The sequence below is a fragment of the Tropicimonas marinistellae genome, assembly GCF_001509585.1.
GTDB classification, from domain to species: Bacteria; Pseudomonadota; Alphaproteobacteria; order Rhodobacterales; family Rhodobacteraceae; genus Tropicimonas; species Tropicimonas marinistellae.
Genome location: NZ_LNCI01000004.1, coordinates 321,093 through 336,810, shown reverse-complemented (window position 1 = coordinate 336,810; position 15,718 = coordinate 321,093). Strand labels below are relative to the sequence as shown.

14 protein-coding genes and 2 riboswitches are annotated in these 15,718 nt (G+C 67.8%); of the genes, 5 read left to right on the top strand and 9 right to left on the bottom strand.

The annotated features are described in order from the left end of the window. The first annotated feature begins 203 nt into the window (after positions 1-203). Positions 204-2,378, top strand: a complete 2,175-nt coding sequence (locus ARC39_RS10445) for an esterase-like activity of phytase family protein (RefSeq protein WP_068114069.1) — start codon at positions 204-206, stop codon at positions 2,376-2,378. 243 nt (positions 2,379-2,621) lie between these two features. Here the strand turns inward: ARC39_RS10445 and ARC39_RS10440 are convergent, their stop codons facing one another. From ARC39_RS10440 to ARC39_RS10415, 6 genes are all read right to left on the bottom strand, one after another. Further along, positions 2,622-3,623: an aldose epimerase family protein gene (locus tag ARC39_RS10440; protein ID WP_068114067.1), complete on the bottom strand. Its 1,002-nt coding sequence runs from the start codon at positions 3,621-3,623 to the stop codon at positions 2,622-2,624. A 36-nt stretch (positions 3,624-3,659) separates the two neighbouring features. Further along, the gene (locus ARC39_RS10435) at positions 3,660-4,520 is read right to left on the bottom strand and encodes an SMP-30/gluconolactonase/LRE family protein (RefSeq protein WP_068114064.1); all 861 of its coding nucleotides are present in this window, start codon (positions 4,518-4,520) and stop codon (positions 3,660-3,662) included. Beyond that, positions 4,517-5,122, bottom strand: coding sequence for a 2-dehydro-3-deoxy-6-phosphogalactonate aldolase (locus ARC39_RS10430; RefSeq protein ID WP_068114063.1), 606 nt, complete (start codon positions 5,120-5,122; stop codon positions 4,517-4,519). The genes ARC39_RS10435 and ARC39_RS10430 overlap by 4 nt, the downstream gene beginning before the upstream one ends. After that, on the bottom strand, positions 5,119-6,027 hold the full coding sequence (locus ARC39_RS10425) for a 2-dehydro-3-deoxygalactonokinase (RefSeq protein WP_068114059.1): 909 nt from the start codon (positions 6,025-6,027) through the stop codon (positions 5,119-5,121). The genes ARC39_RS10430 and ARC39_RS10425 overlap by 4 nt, the downstream gene beginning before the upstream one ends. Then, complete coding sequence (locus ARC39_RS10420; protein ID WP_068114057.1) at positions 6,024-6,794, bottom strand: SDR family NAD(P)-dependent oxidoreductase; 771 nt, start codon at positions 6,792-6,794, stop codon at positions 6,024-6,026. The genes ARC39_RS10425 and ARC39_RS10420 overlap by 4 nt, the downstream gene beginning before the upstream one ends. A 138-nt stretch (positions 6,795-6,932) precedes the next feature. After that, the gene (locus ARC39_RS10415) at positions 6,933-7,583 is read right to left on the bottom strand and encodes a gamma-glutamylcyclotransferase family protein (RefSeq protein ID WP_236545227.1); all 651 of its coding nucleotides are present in this window, start codon (positions 7,581-7,583) and stop codon (positions 6,933-6,935) included. An 18-nt stretch (positions 7,584-7,601) separates the two neighbouring features. Continuing rightward, a riboswitch (glycine riboswitch) is annotated at positions 7,602-7,696 on the top strand. Next, positions 7,697-7,770, top strand: a riboswitch (glycine riboswitch). An 82-nt stretch (positions 7,771-7,852) separates the two neighbouring features. On the opposite strand from ARC39_RS10415, the gene gcvT reads away from it, so the two are divergent. The 3 genes from gcvT (at position 7,853) to gcvP (ending at position 12,378) form a co-directional block, all read left to right on the top strand. Continuing rightward, positions 7,853-8,974 (top strand): glycine cleavage system aminomethyltransferase GcvT, encoded by a 1,122-nt coding sequence (gene gcvT, locus ARC39_RS10410; protein ID WP_068114054.1) that lies wholly within the window; start codon positions 7,853-7,855, stop codon positions 8,972-8,974. 14 nt (positions 8,975-8,988) lie between these two features. Then, positions 8,989-9,348 (top strand): glycine cleavage system protein GcvH, encoded by a 360-nt coding sequence (gcvH, locus tag ARC39_RS10405; protein WP_068114050.1) that lies wholly within the window; start codon positions 8,989-8,991, stop codon positions 9,346-9,348. Positions 9,349-9,540: 192 nt separating this feature from the next. Beyond that, complete coding sequence (gene gcvP, locus ARC39_RS10400) at positions 9,541-12,378, top strand: aminomethyl-transferring glycine dehydrogenase (protein ID WP_068114046.1); 2,838 nt, start codon at positions 9,541-9,543, stop codon at positions 12,376-12,378. A 132-nt stretch (positions 12,379-12,510) separates the two neighbouring features. On the opposite strand, the gene ARC39_RS10395 is transcribed toward gcvP, so the two are convergent. From ARC39_RS10395 to ARC39_RS10385, 3 genes are all read right to left on the bottom strand, one after another. Beyond that, on the bottom strand, positions 12,511-13,215 hold the full coding sequence (locus tag ARC39_RS10395) for a CDP-alcohol phosphatidyltransferase family protein (RefSeq protein WP_068114043.1): 705 nt from the start codon (positions 13,213-13,215) through the stop codon (positions 12,511-12,513). Between the two features lie 187 nt (positions 13,216-13,402). Next, the gene (locus ARC39_RS10390) at positions 13,403-14,323 is read right to left on the bottom strand and encodes a tyrosine recombinase XerC (protein ID WP_068114459.1); all 921 of its coding nucleotides are present in this window, start codon (positions 14,321-14,323) and stop codon (positions 13,403-13,405) included. Beyond that, complete coding sequence (locus tag ARC39_RS10385) at positions 14,320-15,033, bottom strand: DUF484 family protein (RefSeq protein WP_068114040.1); 714 nt, start codon at positions 15,031-15,033, stop codon at positions 14,320-14,322. The genes ARC39_RS10390 and ARC39_RS10385 overlap by 4 nt, the downstream gene beginning before the upstream one ends. Positions 15,034-15,293: 260 nt before the next feature. Here ARC39_RS10385 and ARC39_RS10380 point away from each other — a divergent pair, with 260 nt between their 5' ends. Continuing rightward, positions 15,294-15,638, top strand: coding sequence for a hypothetical protein (locus tag ARC39_RS10380; RefSeq protein WP_068114037.1), 345 nt, complete (start codon positions 15,294-15,296; stop codon positions 15,636-15,638). Positions 15,639-15,718 lie beyond the last annotated feature (80 nt).

The following is a 15,718-nucleotide window of genomic DNA, read 5'->3' as shown; positions in this document are numbered from 1 at the left end:
GTGTTCCGTGCAGGGCACCGGGAGCGGCGGGAAAGGGCTCGCGGTTGGGTTGTAAACACCCCGCCCCGAGGTTCCGGCACCCGTGCGAGGCGGGAGGTTCGCGGCAGGCCTGCGAAGCTTTCATAAAACTGAAATGGAACTGTTACCTAGGCGTCGCGCTTCCGCGCCACTTCTCCCCCACAAAACTCCAACGGGGGATCCCAATGACCAAGCTCCTGACCTTCACGTCAGTTATTGCGCTGACCGCTGGCGTCGCGCAGGCCGAGATGAATTTCAACCGCATCGCCTCCTTCGCCACGCCGATGAACATGGCGGAGGGCGAAGACACGGCGCGCGAGACCTCGGCCGAAATCATCGCCGCGACGCCGGACGGGATGACGCTGGTTTTTACCGACAGCCCCCTGGGCGGCATCGGCATGATCGATATCACCGATCCGGCGAACCCGGCGCCGCTAGGCAACCTCGATATGGGCGGCGAGCCGACGGCAGTGGGCATCATCGGCGACCGTGCCTATGTGGGCGTGAACACGTCCCAAAGCTATACCGACCCGTCGGGGCATCTCGCCGTGGTCGACATCGCGGCCAAGGAGATCGTCGCGACCTGCGATCTGGGCGGGCAACCCGACTCGGTCGCGGTCGCCAAGGACGGTTCCTTCGTGGCCGTCGCCATCGAGAACGAGCGCGACGAGGATGCCGGCGACGGCCGCGTCGGCCAGATGCCGGCCGGGTACCTCGCCCTGTTGGATGCCGCCGACAACACCGCCGTGTGCGACACGCTCAAGAAGGTGGAGCTGACCGGCCTGGCCGAGGTGGGCGCGGAGGATCCGGAGCCGGAATTCGTGGACATCAACGGCCTCGGCGAAACCGTCGTGACGATGCAGGAGAACAACCACATCGCGGTGGTCGGCCGCGACGGCGCGCTGATTGCCGATTTCTCCGCCGGCGCGGTGGATCTGGCGATGATCGACGTCGACGAGGAAGGCGCCTTCACCTACGACGGCACGCAGGAAGGACGCGTCCGTGAGCCTGACGCGGTGAAATGGCTTGACGATTCCCACTTCGTCACCGCCAACGAAGGCGACATGGATGGCGGTTCGCGCGGCTGGACGATCTTCGGCAAGGACGGCTCGGTCGTCTACGAGAGCGGCACCTCCTTCGAATACGCGGTGGCGGAGATCGGCCACTATCCGGAGAAGCGGTCGGGCAACAAGGGCGTGGAGCCCGAGTCGGTGGAAGTCGCGACCTTCGGCGAGACGCCCTACATCTTCATCGGTGCGGAACGGGCTTCGGTTGTGGGGGTCTATGACGCCACCGATCCGGCGAACCCGGTTCTCAAGCAATTGCTGCCCTCGGGCATCGGGCCGGAGGGCTATGTGGCGATCCCGGAACGCAACCTGCTGGTCTCCGCCAACGAGGTCGATCTGGTCGAGGATGGCGGCGTGCGCGCCCATGTGATGATCTATGAGCTGGCCGAGGGCGAGGCGCAGTACCCGATGCTGACCTCCGAGGACCTGACCCTCGAGAATGGCGCGCCGGTCGGTTGGGGAGCGATCTCCGGCATGGTGGCCGATGTCGAGGCGCCGGGCATTCTCTATGCGGTGAACGACAGCTTCTACGGGATGCAGCCGACGATCTTCAAGATCGACGCCACCACCAAGCCCGCGAAGATCGTCAACGCCATCCGGGTGACCCGGGCCGGCTTCCCGGCCCAGAAGCTCGACATGGAGGGCATTGCGCTCGATGGCGAGGGTGGTTTCTGGATCGCCTCCGAGGGCCGGACCGACCGGGTGATCCCGCACGCGATCTACCACGTCAGCGCCGAGGGCGAGATCGAGGACGAGATTGGCCTGCCGGCCGAGCTGATGGCGGTGGAGAAGCGCTTCGGCTTCGAGGGCGTCACCAAGGTTGGCGACACGCTCTGGATGGCGGTGCAGCGGGAATGGGCCGACGATCCGGCCGATCATGTGAAGCTCGTCTCCTACAACCTGGAGTCGGAGGAATGGGGGGCGGTCCACTACCCCAAGGCGACGCCGGAAAAGGGCTGGGTCGGTCTTTCCGAGATCGTGGCGCATGGCGACTGGTTCTATGTCATCGAGCGTGACAACCAGATCGGCGACGCTGCCGTGACCAAGAAGGTCTACCGCATTCCCGCCGCGGAGATGGTGCCGGGTGCGTTGGGCGGTGCGCTGCCGGTTGTGAGCAAGGAAGAGGTGCGCGACCTGCTGCCCGATCTGAAGCAGCTCAACGGCTACGTGCAGGACAAGGTCGAGGGCCTGGCAATCGACGCGGCCGGGGAGGTGTTCGTCTCCACCGACAATGACGGGATCGACGACCATTCCGGCGAGACGCTGTTCTTCTCCATCGGTACTGTCGAGTAAGCGGTGCGTTTTCGCAGAGTGAAAGGGGCGTCCGGATCACCGGGCGCCTCTTGTCGTTCGGGGGGCCATTTCTGTTTGGCTTGAGGAGGTGAGCGACGGGGCAATGACGTGGATCGGGCGTTCCGGCGCTGCGTTTCAAGGCCCGAGGTGTCCGCATGCCTGACACGAGACGCAACCGCCCACGCGGCGCGACAATCCGCGACGGGCTGCCTCTGGTTGCAAGTGGTCAGCGCCTGTCCCGCGTCAGGCGGTTCGGAAGGTGAAGCGCGTCACCTGTTCCCACGGCTGTCCCGGATCCAGCCGGATGGAGGGGAAATCGGCATGGCTCGGCGCATCCGGCCAGAACTGCGCCTCCAGCGCGACGCCGCTGCGCGGGCCGAACACGCGGCCGTCGGTGCCTGTCGCGCCGCCGGCCGGCATGTGGCGGGCGTCGTAGACCTGGAGGCCCGGCTCGGTCGTTTCGATGGTCATCGCCGGACCGCCGGGGGCCGCGAGCGAGGCCGCGGGGCGCAGCGCCGTGCGGGACGTGCCGAGACAGAAGTTGTTGTCCAGGTGGTCGGCGGCGGTCAGCGCGCGCGCGCTGCGGAAATCCATCGCGGTTCCGGCGACGGGCAGGACCTCTCCGGTCGGCAGCGCATCGGCGTCGACCGGCATGACGTTCCCGGCCTCCACTTGTAGCAGGTGGCCGTGGAATGTCGCGGCGTCCGACAGGTTCCAGTAGCTGTGGTTCGCCAAATTGACCAAAGTGGGCGCGTCGGTTTCGGCGCGTAACGTGAGGGTGAGGCTCGGGCCGTCCGCAAGTGAGAAGGTGGCTTCGAAGCGGCGGTTGCCGGGCAGGCTGCCTTCGCCGTGGGCCGCTTCCACCGACAGCACGACGTTGGCCTCGTCGGCCCGTTCGACCTGCCAGACCTTCCAGCTCAGGCCCGTGCTGCCGCCGTGGAGGTGATGACCCCCCGGCCCGTTGGGCTCGAATGCGAGGTCACGGCCATCGAACCGGGTTGCGGCCCGCGCGATGCGGTTTGCCACGGGACCGGCGATTGCGCCGAAATAGGTGAAAGCACCGCCCGGCTCGTAGTCGGCCAGCCGCGGGCTGCCGAGGGTCAGGGACCGGTCGATGCCGGCGATGCGGAGATCCTGCAGGGTTGCGCCATAGGTCAGGATGCCGACCGAGATCGCCCCGTTGTCGAGCAGAATCCGCTCGACGGCCTCGCCGCGGGACGTGGTTCCAAAGGGGGTACGCTCCATGTCAGCTCCTCAATCTTGTGGGTCGCGCGCGGGTTACTACAGGACGACACGATGCTCCTGCTGCCCCTTGCCGGCGCCCTCGATGGCAAAGGTCATGCCGTTTTCCGGCCGTTCGGCAAGTTCCCGCGCGGGAAGGTCGTCTCGCGCGGTGGTCACGAAGAGCGTTGTCAGGTCGCTCCCGCCGAAAGCCGGGCAGGTGGTCTGTTTCGCCTCCAGGGCGACCGTGTGCTGCATGGCGCCCGCCCGGTCATAGGCGGCGACGCGTGACGCGCCCCATTGCGCGTTCCAGAACGTGCCATCTGCGTCGATCACGGCCCCGTCGGGTGCCCAATCCTCCCCGCGCATGTCGATGAAGACCTCCGGCGCGCCCACGGGCCAACCGGTCGCTTCGTCGAGCCGCAGGCGCCGGATCACGTGTTCGGTGGAGTCGCAATAGCAGGCGAAGCTGCCGTCCGGGTAGAAGCTGATCGCATTGGGTATGGTGATCTCGCTCTGAAGCTTGCGCAATTCGCCCCGGTAGTAACGGTAGATCGCGCCTGCGCCCGGTTCGGCCTTGAACCCCATCGTGCCGATCCAGAAGCCGCCCCAGGGATCGGCGCGGCCATCGTTGGAGCGCGTGACCGGGTTATCGGCCTCGAGCGGGCAGATTTCCTGCCGCCGGCCGGTTTCCAGATCCAGGGTGAACAGCGCATTCTCGCAGGCCACGAGCAGCGTGTCGTTGTCGATCCAACCGGCCGCGGAGACGTGGCGGTTGAATTGCCAGAGGCGGGTTTCCCCTTCCGTTCTGGTCAGGAGCTGGCGCCGCAGGATATCGAACCAGAACAACTGCTGTCGCGCCGGGTGCCAGAGCGGCCCTTCGCCAAGCTGGCAGGGCGTGGCATCGAAGACGCGTGTCATCGCGCCGCCTCGTCATAGGCGCGCACGATCCTCGTTGCGCGGGCAAGGATGTCGGCGGCGTCCATGCCGGGCGTGTAGAGGGCCGAGCCGATGCCGAAGCCGTCCGCGCCGGCGGCGATCCAGGCCGCGAAGTTCTCCGGCCCGGCGCCACCCACGGCGTAGACCTGCGTGCCCGCCGGCAACACGGCGCGCAGGGCCTTGAGCCCGTCCGGCCCGGCCATGTTGCCCGGGAAGAGCTTCAGCCCGTCGGCGCCGGCGTCGAGCGCGGCAAAGGCCTCGGTCGGCGTGAAGATGCCGGGCCAGGAGGCCATGCCGCGCGCCTTGGTGGCGCGGATCACGGCCGGGACGCAATTGGGCGACACGACGAGCTGCCCGCCGGCCTCGGCCACCTGATCCACCTGCTGCTCGGTCAGGACCGTGCCGGCGCCGACCTGCGCGCGGTCCCCGACGGCGACGGCCATTTCGCGGATACTGTCGAAAGGGTCGGGGGAGTTGAGCGGCACCTCGATCCGGTCGATGCCGGCGTCCAGCAGGGACAGGGCCGCGGGCGCGGCTTCGGCGGGCGAGATGCCACGAAGGATGGCGATAAGCGGACGACTCATGACGGGGACTCCGAAGCGAGGGAACGGGCGGCGGCGAGGCCCTTGAGGGTGATCTGGCCGCCATCGGCGATGGTCGCGGACACGCCAAGGGCCGACAAGGCACTGGCGTAGCGGGCGGAAATGCCTTTGGCGCCGACGATCGCCACGTTCTGGCCAAGCCAGTAGGGACGTGCGGCCGCCAGTTCAGCGCCGATCAGCAGGCCGGACAGGCGGCTGCGGGCGTCGGCGGCCGGAAGATCGGCAAGGAGGCCCTCGGCGCGCAGCGAGAAGAGCCGCGCCGCGAGCTTCTCCGGGCGCGAGACGGCGTCATCCACGGCCGCGGCGAAAGCCGTCTCGCTCCAGTCCTCGGTTCGCACCGAGTGGCGCAACACCGTATGCCCGGCGATGGCGGCAAAGAGATCGCCGGTCATGAAGGTCTGGAAACTCACCACCTCGCCGGCGCTCACGTGGACCCACTTGGAATGGGTCCCGGGCAGGCAGATCACCCCGTCGAACTTCGGGTTGAGCGCCTGGAACCCGGCGATCTGGGTTTCCTCGCCGCGCATGACGTCGGCCGGGTTGGACTGGCTGAGGCCGCTGATGATGCGGAAGTCCAATCGCCCGTCCTCCGTGGGCGCGGGCGTGAGCACCGGATCCAGCGGCGCGCAGGGCACCGACCGGTACCGCGCCTCGACCCATCCCTGCCGGGCGCCGACCATGCCGCAGGCGATGACACGGACGGGGCCGCTTTCGCCCAGCCGATGCCCGACGAGATCGAGGAAGGCGGGTTCGAACTCCGACGGGCCGAGCCCGCCCATGCCGGTGTCCGACGCCTCGGACCAGAGCACGGCGCCGTCGGTGCCGATCCCCCAGGCTCGGAGCGAGGACGTGCCCCAATCGACGGCGATCCAATCCAGAACGCTCATCCCGTGGTCACCACGCCGCCATCGAGGACCAGCGCCTGTGCCGTCATCGCGGCCGAGGCATTCGAGGCAAGAAAGAGGGTGCCGCCCACCATATCCTCCGGTTTCAGGGTTTGCTTGAGGCACTGGCGCTCGAGTTGCGCGGCCATGTCTTCCGGCGTCAGCCAGTTTTCGAGTTGCCGCGCCGTCACGACCATGCCGGGCATGAGCGCATTCACCCGAATGCCATCGGCGCCGAATTCCCGCGCAAGGGTCCGGGTCATCCCGGTAATGCCGGCGTTGGACGTGATGTAGGGCGCGTAGCCGCAGGTCGCCATCATGTAGCTGATCGAGGACATGTTGACGATCGACCCGCCGCCGCTCGCGCGCATTCCCGGGATGACCGCCTGGGCGGCAAAGAAATACGGTTTGAGGTTGATCGCGAGAGAGCTGTCCCAGAAGGCCTCGTCGATCTCCAGCGTCGGGTGGCGCTGGTCGTTGGCGGCGTTGTTCACCAGCACCCGGATCGCCCCGTGGGCGCGGGCCGCGGTGTCGATGGCGGCCCTCAGTGCCTGCGTGTCGGTGATGTCGCAGGGCAGAAACAGGGGGCGATTGCCTGTCCGCTTTTCCATGCGGTCGCAGAACGCCTCGGCGTTGGAGCGCTGCACGAAGGCGACGCGGCTGCCCTGCTGAAGGAAGCCCTCCGTAAGCGCCGCGCCGATGCCGGACCCGCCGCCGGTGATGAAGACCGAGGCGCCGGCGAGATCGGGAAAGGTGGGATGGTCGGTCATGCAGACCTCCGCAAGGGATTCGTGGTGCCTATGCCTGCGCCGGGGCGCGGGAAATGCAACGGGGCGGAGGGTCGCGCTCCGTCGTCTGGCGCGCGGCCGGAACCGGGGCTTCCCCTCGGGGATCGACGCTGACGCATCTCACCCCCTTGGGGCCGGGCGCGCCTGCGGCGCGGGGCCCTCGAGCGGCGTCGCGCCGCGTGCGGCGAGCTGCGCGTCGACGAAGCCGCGTTGCCAGGAGGTCAGTACCTGATGCCGCGTGTAGATCGGTGCGGCGCGGTCGTCGTGGACCGGCCCGCGCCAGCCGGAGGTGGTTTCGAAGAACCGCTCCGCGCCGGCTTCGCCGAAGACCTCCAGATAGCCCTGGACCACGACGTCGACATAGCTCAGGCGCAGCGGGTGCCGAACGCCGGGCGGGGCGGTGTGCCGCGAACGAACGGAATAGACCTGCGCCGGCGTGGGGCTCCCGCAGGTTTGCAGCCGCGCTTCCACCGGCTGCCGGTCATAGGCGCCTTCGCGTGCGTCCAGCGATTCCCAGTCCGCGCCGGGGACTTCGGCCACCAGCCCGTCGATTTCCCTGTCGGCCGGTTCGACCGACAGGAAGGCCGCCGGGCGCAGGGTCGTATGCACCCAGACCCGCTGCCAGCCGCGCAGCGTCGCGGGCCGCGTGCGGGGGTAGCCGTGCGTTGCCCGGTTCACGAGCGATCCGTAGCCGAAGAACTGCCGATCCATCATGCGCCCGGTGTCGCGCCGCTGGCGCCGGAAGGCAAGGCTTGCCGGGACCGATTGCATTCGCTATGCGAAAAAAAGACACCCCGCGTCGGGAGAACCCGGTCCCCTGCGACCGGTGCCGAAGGAGCAACCGCCCCGGTAAACTCTCAGGCTCAAAGGACCGCGCGGGCGAGCGACTCTGGAGAGAGGGGCCCATCCGGCCCCCGCCGACGGGATAACGATCTCAGGCGACAGGACAGAGGGGGCATCGGTTTGGCGGCAGGGGTCCGCCTGAAACGGGTGCCGACGGTGATCCCCGCCGGCCGGAGACTGGAGAGAGGGACGACCTGGTGAGCGAGCTGAAGACAACACCGCTGCATGCACTCCACCTGGAACTGGGCGCGAAGATGGTGCCCTTCGCGGGGTACGACATGCCCGTGCAATACCCGATGGGGGTGATGAAGGAGCATTTGCATACCCGCGCCGCGGCCGGGCTGTTCGATGTGAGCCACATGGGGCAGGTGTTGCTCGATGGCGCGCAGGCGGCGGTGGAGCTGGAAGCGCTGGTGCCGCAATCGGTGATCGGGATCGAGGAGGGGCGCCAGCGCTATGCCTTCTTCACCCACCGCGATGGCGGGATCCTCGACGACCTGATGGTGGCGAACCGGGGCGACCACCTGTTTCTCGTGGTCAACGCTGCCTGCAAGGAAGACGATATCGAGCTGCTGCGGCGGAACACGGCGCTGTGCAGGGTCGTGCCCGTGACCGACCGGGCGCTGATCGCGTTGCAGGGGCCGGCGGCCGAGGCGGCGCTGGGACGGATCGTGCCGGTGGCCGAGATGGCCTTCATGGAGGTCGCTGTGCGGCCCAGCGACTTTGGCGAGCTCTGGATCTCGCGGTCGGGCTACACCGGCGAGGACGGGTTCGAAATCTCGGTTCCGGAAGCCGCGGCGGAGGACTTCGCGCGCAGGCTGCTGGCCATGGAGGAGGTCGCGCCCATCGGGCTCGGCGCGCGCGACAGCCTGCGGCTGGAGGCGGGACTTTGCCTCTATGGGCATGACATCGACACAACGACGGACCCGGTGCAGGCAGGGCTCACCTGGGCGATCCAGAAAGTCCGCCGGCCCAGCGGGTCGCGGTCCGGCGGGTACCCGGGGGACGCGATCATCGGGCCGAAATTGTCGGCCGCCGACGTTGATCCCGATGACCGGCGCCGGGTGGGGCTGGTTCCGGACGGCCGCGCGCCGATGCGCGAGGGCGTGGAACTCTTCGAGAGCGAGTCCGCCGAGACGCCCGTCGGGCGGATCACCTCCGGTGCCTTCGGGCCGAGCGTCGGCCACCCGATTTCCATGGGATACGTGCCTGTTCGACTGGCCTCCGCGGACACGCGCATCTGGGCCGAGGTGCGCGGCAAGCGCCTGCCCGCCCGCGTCACCGACCTTCCCTTCCGCCCCGCAACCTACAAGCGCTGAGGAGCATACCTGCGATGAAATACACAGAAGACCACGAATGGTTGAACCTCGACGGCGATGTCGTGACCGTCGGCATCACCGATCATGCCCAGGAGCAGCTGGGCGACATCGTCTTCATCGAATTGCCGGAAGTGGGCACGCAGATATCCAAGGGTGACGACATCGTCGTGATCGAATCGGTCAAGGCCGCCTCCGACATCGTGGCGCCGCTGGACGGCGAGATCGTGGAGGTGAACGACGCGATCGTGGAGAACCCGGCATCGGTCAATGAGGATGCCGAGGGCGGTGCCTGGTTCGTCCGCGTGAAGGTCGACGACACGGCGCAACTTGACGAATACATGGACGAGACCGCCTACAAGGACCTCATCGCGTAGCGCCGCCGGCAGCGTGGCGGCGCGGCGGCCGAAGCCCGCGGCTTGTCGGCGCGGCGTGTCGGGACAGTCACCGGACACACGCCCGCCCGCGTCACGGCGCTCGCCGCTCGACCCGACGTGGTTTCGAACACCTTCGCATCTGTGCGCCGGCCTGCCTGCGGCGCGCGTTCCTGAAAGACCGGGAGATCTCAATTGCCCTTCCAACCCACCGCCTACGATCCCTACGATTTCGCCAATCGCCGCCATATCGGCCCGTCGCCCGAGGAGATGGCGGCGATGCTGGAGGCGGTGGGCGCGGACAATCTGGATCAGCTCATCGAACAGACGGTGCCGTCCGGACTCCGCCAGGCGGACCCGCTTCTCTGGGCACCGCTTGCCGAAGGCGACCTGCTGGTCAAGATGCGGGAGGTGGCCGGCAAGAACCGGGTGCTGCATTCGCTGATCGGGCAGGGCTACTACGGCACCGTCACGCCGCCGGCGATCCAGCGGAACATCCTGGAAAACCCGGCCTGGTACACGGCCTACACCCCCTATCAGCCCGAGATCGCGCAGGGCCGGCTGGAGGCGCTGCTCAACTTCCAGACGATGATTTCCGATCTCACGGGGCTCGAGGTGGCCAATGCCTCGCTGCTGGACGAATCCACCGCCGCGGCCGAGGCGATGGTGATGGCGCAGCGCGTCGCGAAGTCCAAGGCGACGGCCTTCTTCGTGGATCACAACTGCCACCCGCAGACCATCGCGGTGATCAAGACCCGCGCGCTGCCGCTGGGGATTGAGATCGTCACCGGGCCGGCGGACGACCTGGTCGCGGAGAAGGTGTTCGGCGCGCTCTTCCAGTATCCCGGCACGGATGGAAAGCTGCGCGATTACACGCCGGAGATGGAGGCACTGCACGAGGCGAAAGCCGTTGGCATCATGGCGGCCGATCTGCTGGCGTTGCTGCTTCTGAAGGAACCGGGGGCCATGGGGGCCGACATTGCGGTGGGGTCCGCCCAGCGGTTCGGCGTGCCCATGGGCTACGGAGGGCCGCACGCGGCCTACATGTCCTGCCGCGATGCGTTCAAACGGGCGATGCCGGGCCGCATCGTCGGCGTCTCGGTGGATGCGCGCGGCAACAAGGCCTATCGCCTCAGCCTGCAGACGCGGGAGCAGCACATCCGCCGCGAGAAGGCGACGTCGAATGTCTGCACCGCGCAGGCGTTGCTCGCGGTGATGGCCTCCTTCTACGCGGTCTTTCACGGTCCCAGGGGGCTGCGCGCCATTGCCGAGCGCGTGCATGTCATGGCGGTGCGTCTGGCCGAAGGGCTGCGGTTCGCCGACTTCACGGTGCATCCCCGGAAGATCTTCGACACGATCACGGTCGATGTCGGCCCGCTGCAGGGCGCGATCCTGCGCGCGGCCGCGGCCGAAGGGATCAACCTGCGCAAGATCGGAGCGACCAAGATCGGCATCTCGGTCGACGAGACCTGTGTGCCCGGGACGATCGAGGCGGTCTGGCGCGCCTTTGGCGTGAACGAGGAATTCGGCGCGCCCGAGGGTGTGGAACTGCCCGAGGACCTGCTGCGCGACAGCGAATACCTCACCCATCCGGTCTTCCAGATGAACCGCGCCGAGGCCGAAATGATGCGCTACATGCGGCGCCTCGCCGACCGCGACCTGGCGCTGGACCGGGCGATGATCCCGCTCGGCTCATGCACTATGAAGCTCAACGCGGCCGTCGAAATGATGCCCATCACCTGGCCGGAGTTTGGCCAGATGCACCCCTTCGCGCCGGTCGATCAGGCGGCGGGCTATGCGGAGATGCTCGCGGACCTCTCCGCGAAGCTCTGCGAGATCACCGGCTACGATGCCATGTCGATGCAGCCCAATTCCGGCGCGCAGGGCGAATACGCGGGGCTGATGACCATCGCCGCCTACCACCGGGCCAACGGCGAGGCGCGCGACATCTGCCTGATCCCGGTTTCCGCCCACGGGACGAACCCGGCCTCCGCGACGATGGCCGGCATGAAGGTCGTCGTCGTCAAGTCGGCCGAGAACGGCGACATCGACCTGGAGGACTTCCGCACCAAGGCGATTGCGGCCGGCGACCGGCTCGCCGCCTGCATGATCACCTATCCGTCGACCCACGGGGTGTTCGAAGACACCGTCCGCGAGGTCTGCGCGATTACCCACGAACACGGCGGCCAGGTCTATCTCGACGGGGCGAACCTCAACGCCATGGTGGGGCTGGTGAAACCGGCCGAGATCGGCTCGGACGTGAGCCACCTCAACCTGCACAAGACCTTCTGCATCCCCCATGGCGGCGGCGGGCCGGGCATGGGGCCGATCGGCGTGAAGGCGCATCTCGCCCCCTTCCTGCCGGGCCATCCCGAAACCGGCGGCACCGAGGGGCCGGTGTCCGCCGCGCCCTACGGCTCGGCCTCGATCCTGCCGATTTCCTGGGCCTATTGCCTGCTGATGGGCGGGGCCGGTCTCACGCAGGCCACCAAGGTCGCGATCCTCAGCGCCAACTACATCGCGGCGCGCCTGTCCGGGGCCTACGATGTCCTCTTCAAGGGCAGGATGGACCGTATCGCCCATGAATGCATCCTCGACACACGCCCCTTCGCGGAGGCCGGCGTCACCGTCGACGACATCGCCAAACGGCTCATGGACAGCGGGTTTCACGCGCCCACGATGTCCTGGCCGGTGGCTGGCACGCTGATGGTCGAGCCGACGGAATCGGAGACCAGGGCCGAACTCGACCGCTTCGTGGACGCCATGCTCTCGATCCGCGCCGAGATCGCGGAGGTCGAGGCCGGCGAGATCGCGGTGGAGGACAGCCCGCTGCGGCACGCCCCGCACACGGTGGAGGACCTCGTCGCCGACTGGACACGGTCCTATCCGCGCGAACGCGGCTGCTTCCCGCCGGGATCCTTCCGCGTCGACAAGTACTGGCCGCCGGTGGGCCGCGTCGACAATGCCTACGGCGACCGGAACCTCGTCTGTACCTGCCCGCCGGTCGCAGCCTGGGACACCGCCGCGGAATAGACCGCGCCCCGCCTCTTCTTCTGTCGGGAAATATCCTCGGGGGGAGGCCGGGCCGCGCGCGGCCCGGACGGGGGGCAGACAGCCCCCCAAACCCGCGCCCCGGTTGCGCCGCGGCCCGGGCCCTGGAACGCGTCAGGCGTCGCGCAGGCGCTCGTCGGGCAGGATCTGCTGCGCGGCGCCGGCGAGGAGCAGGTAGGCGCTGGAGACCAGCAGGCCGATCTTGGCCCAGCTCTGCGGATCGAAGGCCACCCAGGCGGCCCAGGCGCCGCAGATCGTCCACATCAGCACCATGGGCACCGAGACGGCCCGCCACCGGCGGGTGCGCACCGGGTGAATGAACCGAATGCCGGAGAACATCGCCGCCGCGAGCAGCAGGATCGCCGGCAGGACCGCCCAGACCGGCGGCTGAACCGCGAAAATCACGAGGACGACCATGTTCCAGCATCCCGGAAAGCCGGAAAACGACTTGTCCGAGGTCTTCATGCGCGTGTCCGCGAAATAGAGCGCGGTGGCGAAGGTGATCACGATAAGTGCCGCCCAACCCGTCCATCCGGGCAGAATCCCGGACGCGAAAAGCGCGAAGGCGGGGATGAACACATAGGTCAGGTAGTCGATGATCAGGTCAAGCAGCTCACCGTCGACGCGCGGCGCGTTGCTCTGGACGTCGTAGCGCCGGGCCAGCGGCCCGTCGATCCCGTCCACCGCGAAGGCGACGACGAGCCAGAGGAACATCATCGGCCAGTCGTAGTTCACCGCCGCCAGCAGCGCGAGCATCGCCAGCACAGCACCGGTCGCCGTCAACAGGTGAACCGAATAGGCACGGTGCTCGAGCTTCATGGGGCGTTTCCGTCCTTGCGCTGGTTCGATGGGTTAGGGGACGAGTTTAGAGCATTCCTGACAGGATGGAACGCTCGCCGGAACAATTCTGCGCCAAAATGCACGGCGGAGGCGCATTCCGCGTCGCCGGGCGGGCGCTTCGCGACATGTTTCGGCCGATCGTCGCCACGCGCCGCCGGGTCCGGGGTCAGGCCTTCGGATGCGCGGAGCGGTAGACGTCCATGAGCCGCGCGGCATCCACGGCCGTGTAGGCCTGCGTCGTGGACAGCGAGGCATGGCCGAGCAATTCCTGGATCGCCCGGAGGTCGCCACCGGCGCCCAGAAGGTGGGTTGCGAAGCTGTGGCGCAGCGCGTGCGGCGTCGCCGTGGCCGGCAGGCCGAGTTGCAGGCGGGTGCGTTCCATGGCGCGGGCGATCATGCGCTGGTTGAGCGCGCCGCCGCGCTTGCCCCGGAACAATGCCTCTTCCGGGGGCAGATCGTAGGGGCAAAGATCCACGTAGTCGGCCACCGCCGACCGCGCGGCAGGCAGGACCGGAACGATCCGCTCCTTCTCCCCCTTGCCGCGGATCCGTATCACCTCGTCCAGCGGATGCGCGGCGGCGGTCAGGCCAAGCGCCTCGGATATGCGCAGGCCACAGCCGTAGAGCAGCGTGACGACCGCCACGTCGCGGGCCGCGATCCAGGGTTCGTCGGATTGGAACTCAACCGCCCCGAGCACGGCCTTCGCGGCATCTTCGCTCAGTGGCCGCGGCAGTTTCCGGCGGTATTTCGGCGCGCGCGCCGCAAGGATCGCGGTGGCGTCGAAGCCATCGCGCTCCGCCATCCATCCGGCGAAATTCTTCACCGCCGAGAGTTCCCGCGCCAGCGAGCGCGCCGACACGCCGCGGCCGCGTTCATGGGCCAGCCATGCCCGCATGTCCGACACGGTCAGCCGCGCCAGCGCAGCTTCGCCGAGGCTTTCGCCCATGTGACCGGTCATGAAGGCAAGAAATCCTTGCACGTCACGGGCGTAGGCCATTTGCGTGGCCGGCGCGGTGCCATCTATGGCGCGCAGGTGGTCCAGCCAGCGGGCGACTGCGTCGACGAGGCCGGGAGAGAGGAGCGTCAGGCCAGCCACCGCCGCATCTGCCGTTCGAAGACGCCGGCGAAGAAGCCGAGCAGATCGGTCGCTTGGTTGGGGCGGAACTGGTGGGGATCCTCGGCGCCGAGCGCCAGCATCCCGCGCTGGGTGCCCTCGCCGAAGTCGAGCCGCAGCAGTGCCTCGGAATTGATCCACCGCGTCGCGTCGCCATAGAGCCGGTCAGAATTCGGACGGAGTTGCCGCAACGTGACCTGGCGCATGGGAACGCCTTCGCGCCCTTGGGTGACATAGGTGTCGATGAAGCCGGGCTCGACGACGCTCAGCACATCGCCAAGCTTGTGCACCGCCGGTTCGCCCTCGCCGCCGGAGGGCGATTCCAGGACCAGCCGGATGCAGTCGACGCGCAGGATTGCGGCGACCTCGTTCCCAAGTCCCTTGAGAAAGCCCTCGAAGGTGACGGGATCGAGCATCTCGAGAATGGCCCGGTGGATCTGGTTGGTCCCGGCAAGGTTGTCGTAGGCCGCGGCTATGACCGAGCGGTGCGTGTCTTCCAGCCGGTCGAGCCGGCTTTCCAGCCGCTCCATCGCGATCCCGCGCAGGTCGATGATATTGGTGCCAAGCGCCTTCTCGTTGGCCTCGATGAGCGCCCGCATGATGTCGCGGTCGTCGAGAATAACGTCCGGTTCGGAAAGTATCTTTTCGCGCAACTCGTCCAAATCCACCGCCACGTCGTTCATGCCTGTTCCGCTCGCTTCAACTTTGCCCGGCAAGTCTACACGGGCCTTGGAATATGTCCGACAGTTTTCTGCACGCTTGGCGGGCGTCGGGTCCAGACCGGGCGGCGCGGCGCGGCGGGATGCGTGCCGGTTCGAGGCGCGTTCGCCACACATTTCGGAGATGCCCCCCGGTTTTGTCCTCCCGGTGTCACAGAAATGTCTTGGATTGGCGGCTAGTCCGAGCACGCGTGTAACGAGTGAACCTTTTCCGGGAGTGTCCCTTGCAACTTTTCCGACTGGACCGGTCGCCGGCGCTTTTCTGGGAGTGCCGGGCTGACCGCAACGGCGACCTGCTCATCCTGACCGGGATCGTGGGACGGACCGCAACGGTTATCCGGCAACCCCTGTCCGGCGACGCCGAGGCGCAGGCGGTTGCAACCCGCCTCGCAGAAAGCGCCATGGCATCCGGTTTCAAGCCGGCGTCCGACTTGAACGTGATTTCGCTTCGGATGCGGCATCAGATGTTCATGTGGCGTTGGCTCGCGGAGCGTGGGCTGAAGACGGAGGTTCTCACCCCGGTCGCGTTCAACGGCCGCAAGATCGACGATTTCCCACGCGCAGGTTAGGCGATGTCCCCGTTCCGGGGGAATCGCGCCGCACGGTGGTAAACCCGGCCACGCACAGGCCGGCGATCACATCTGCCACC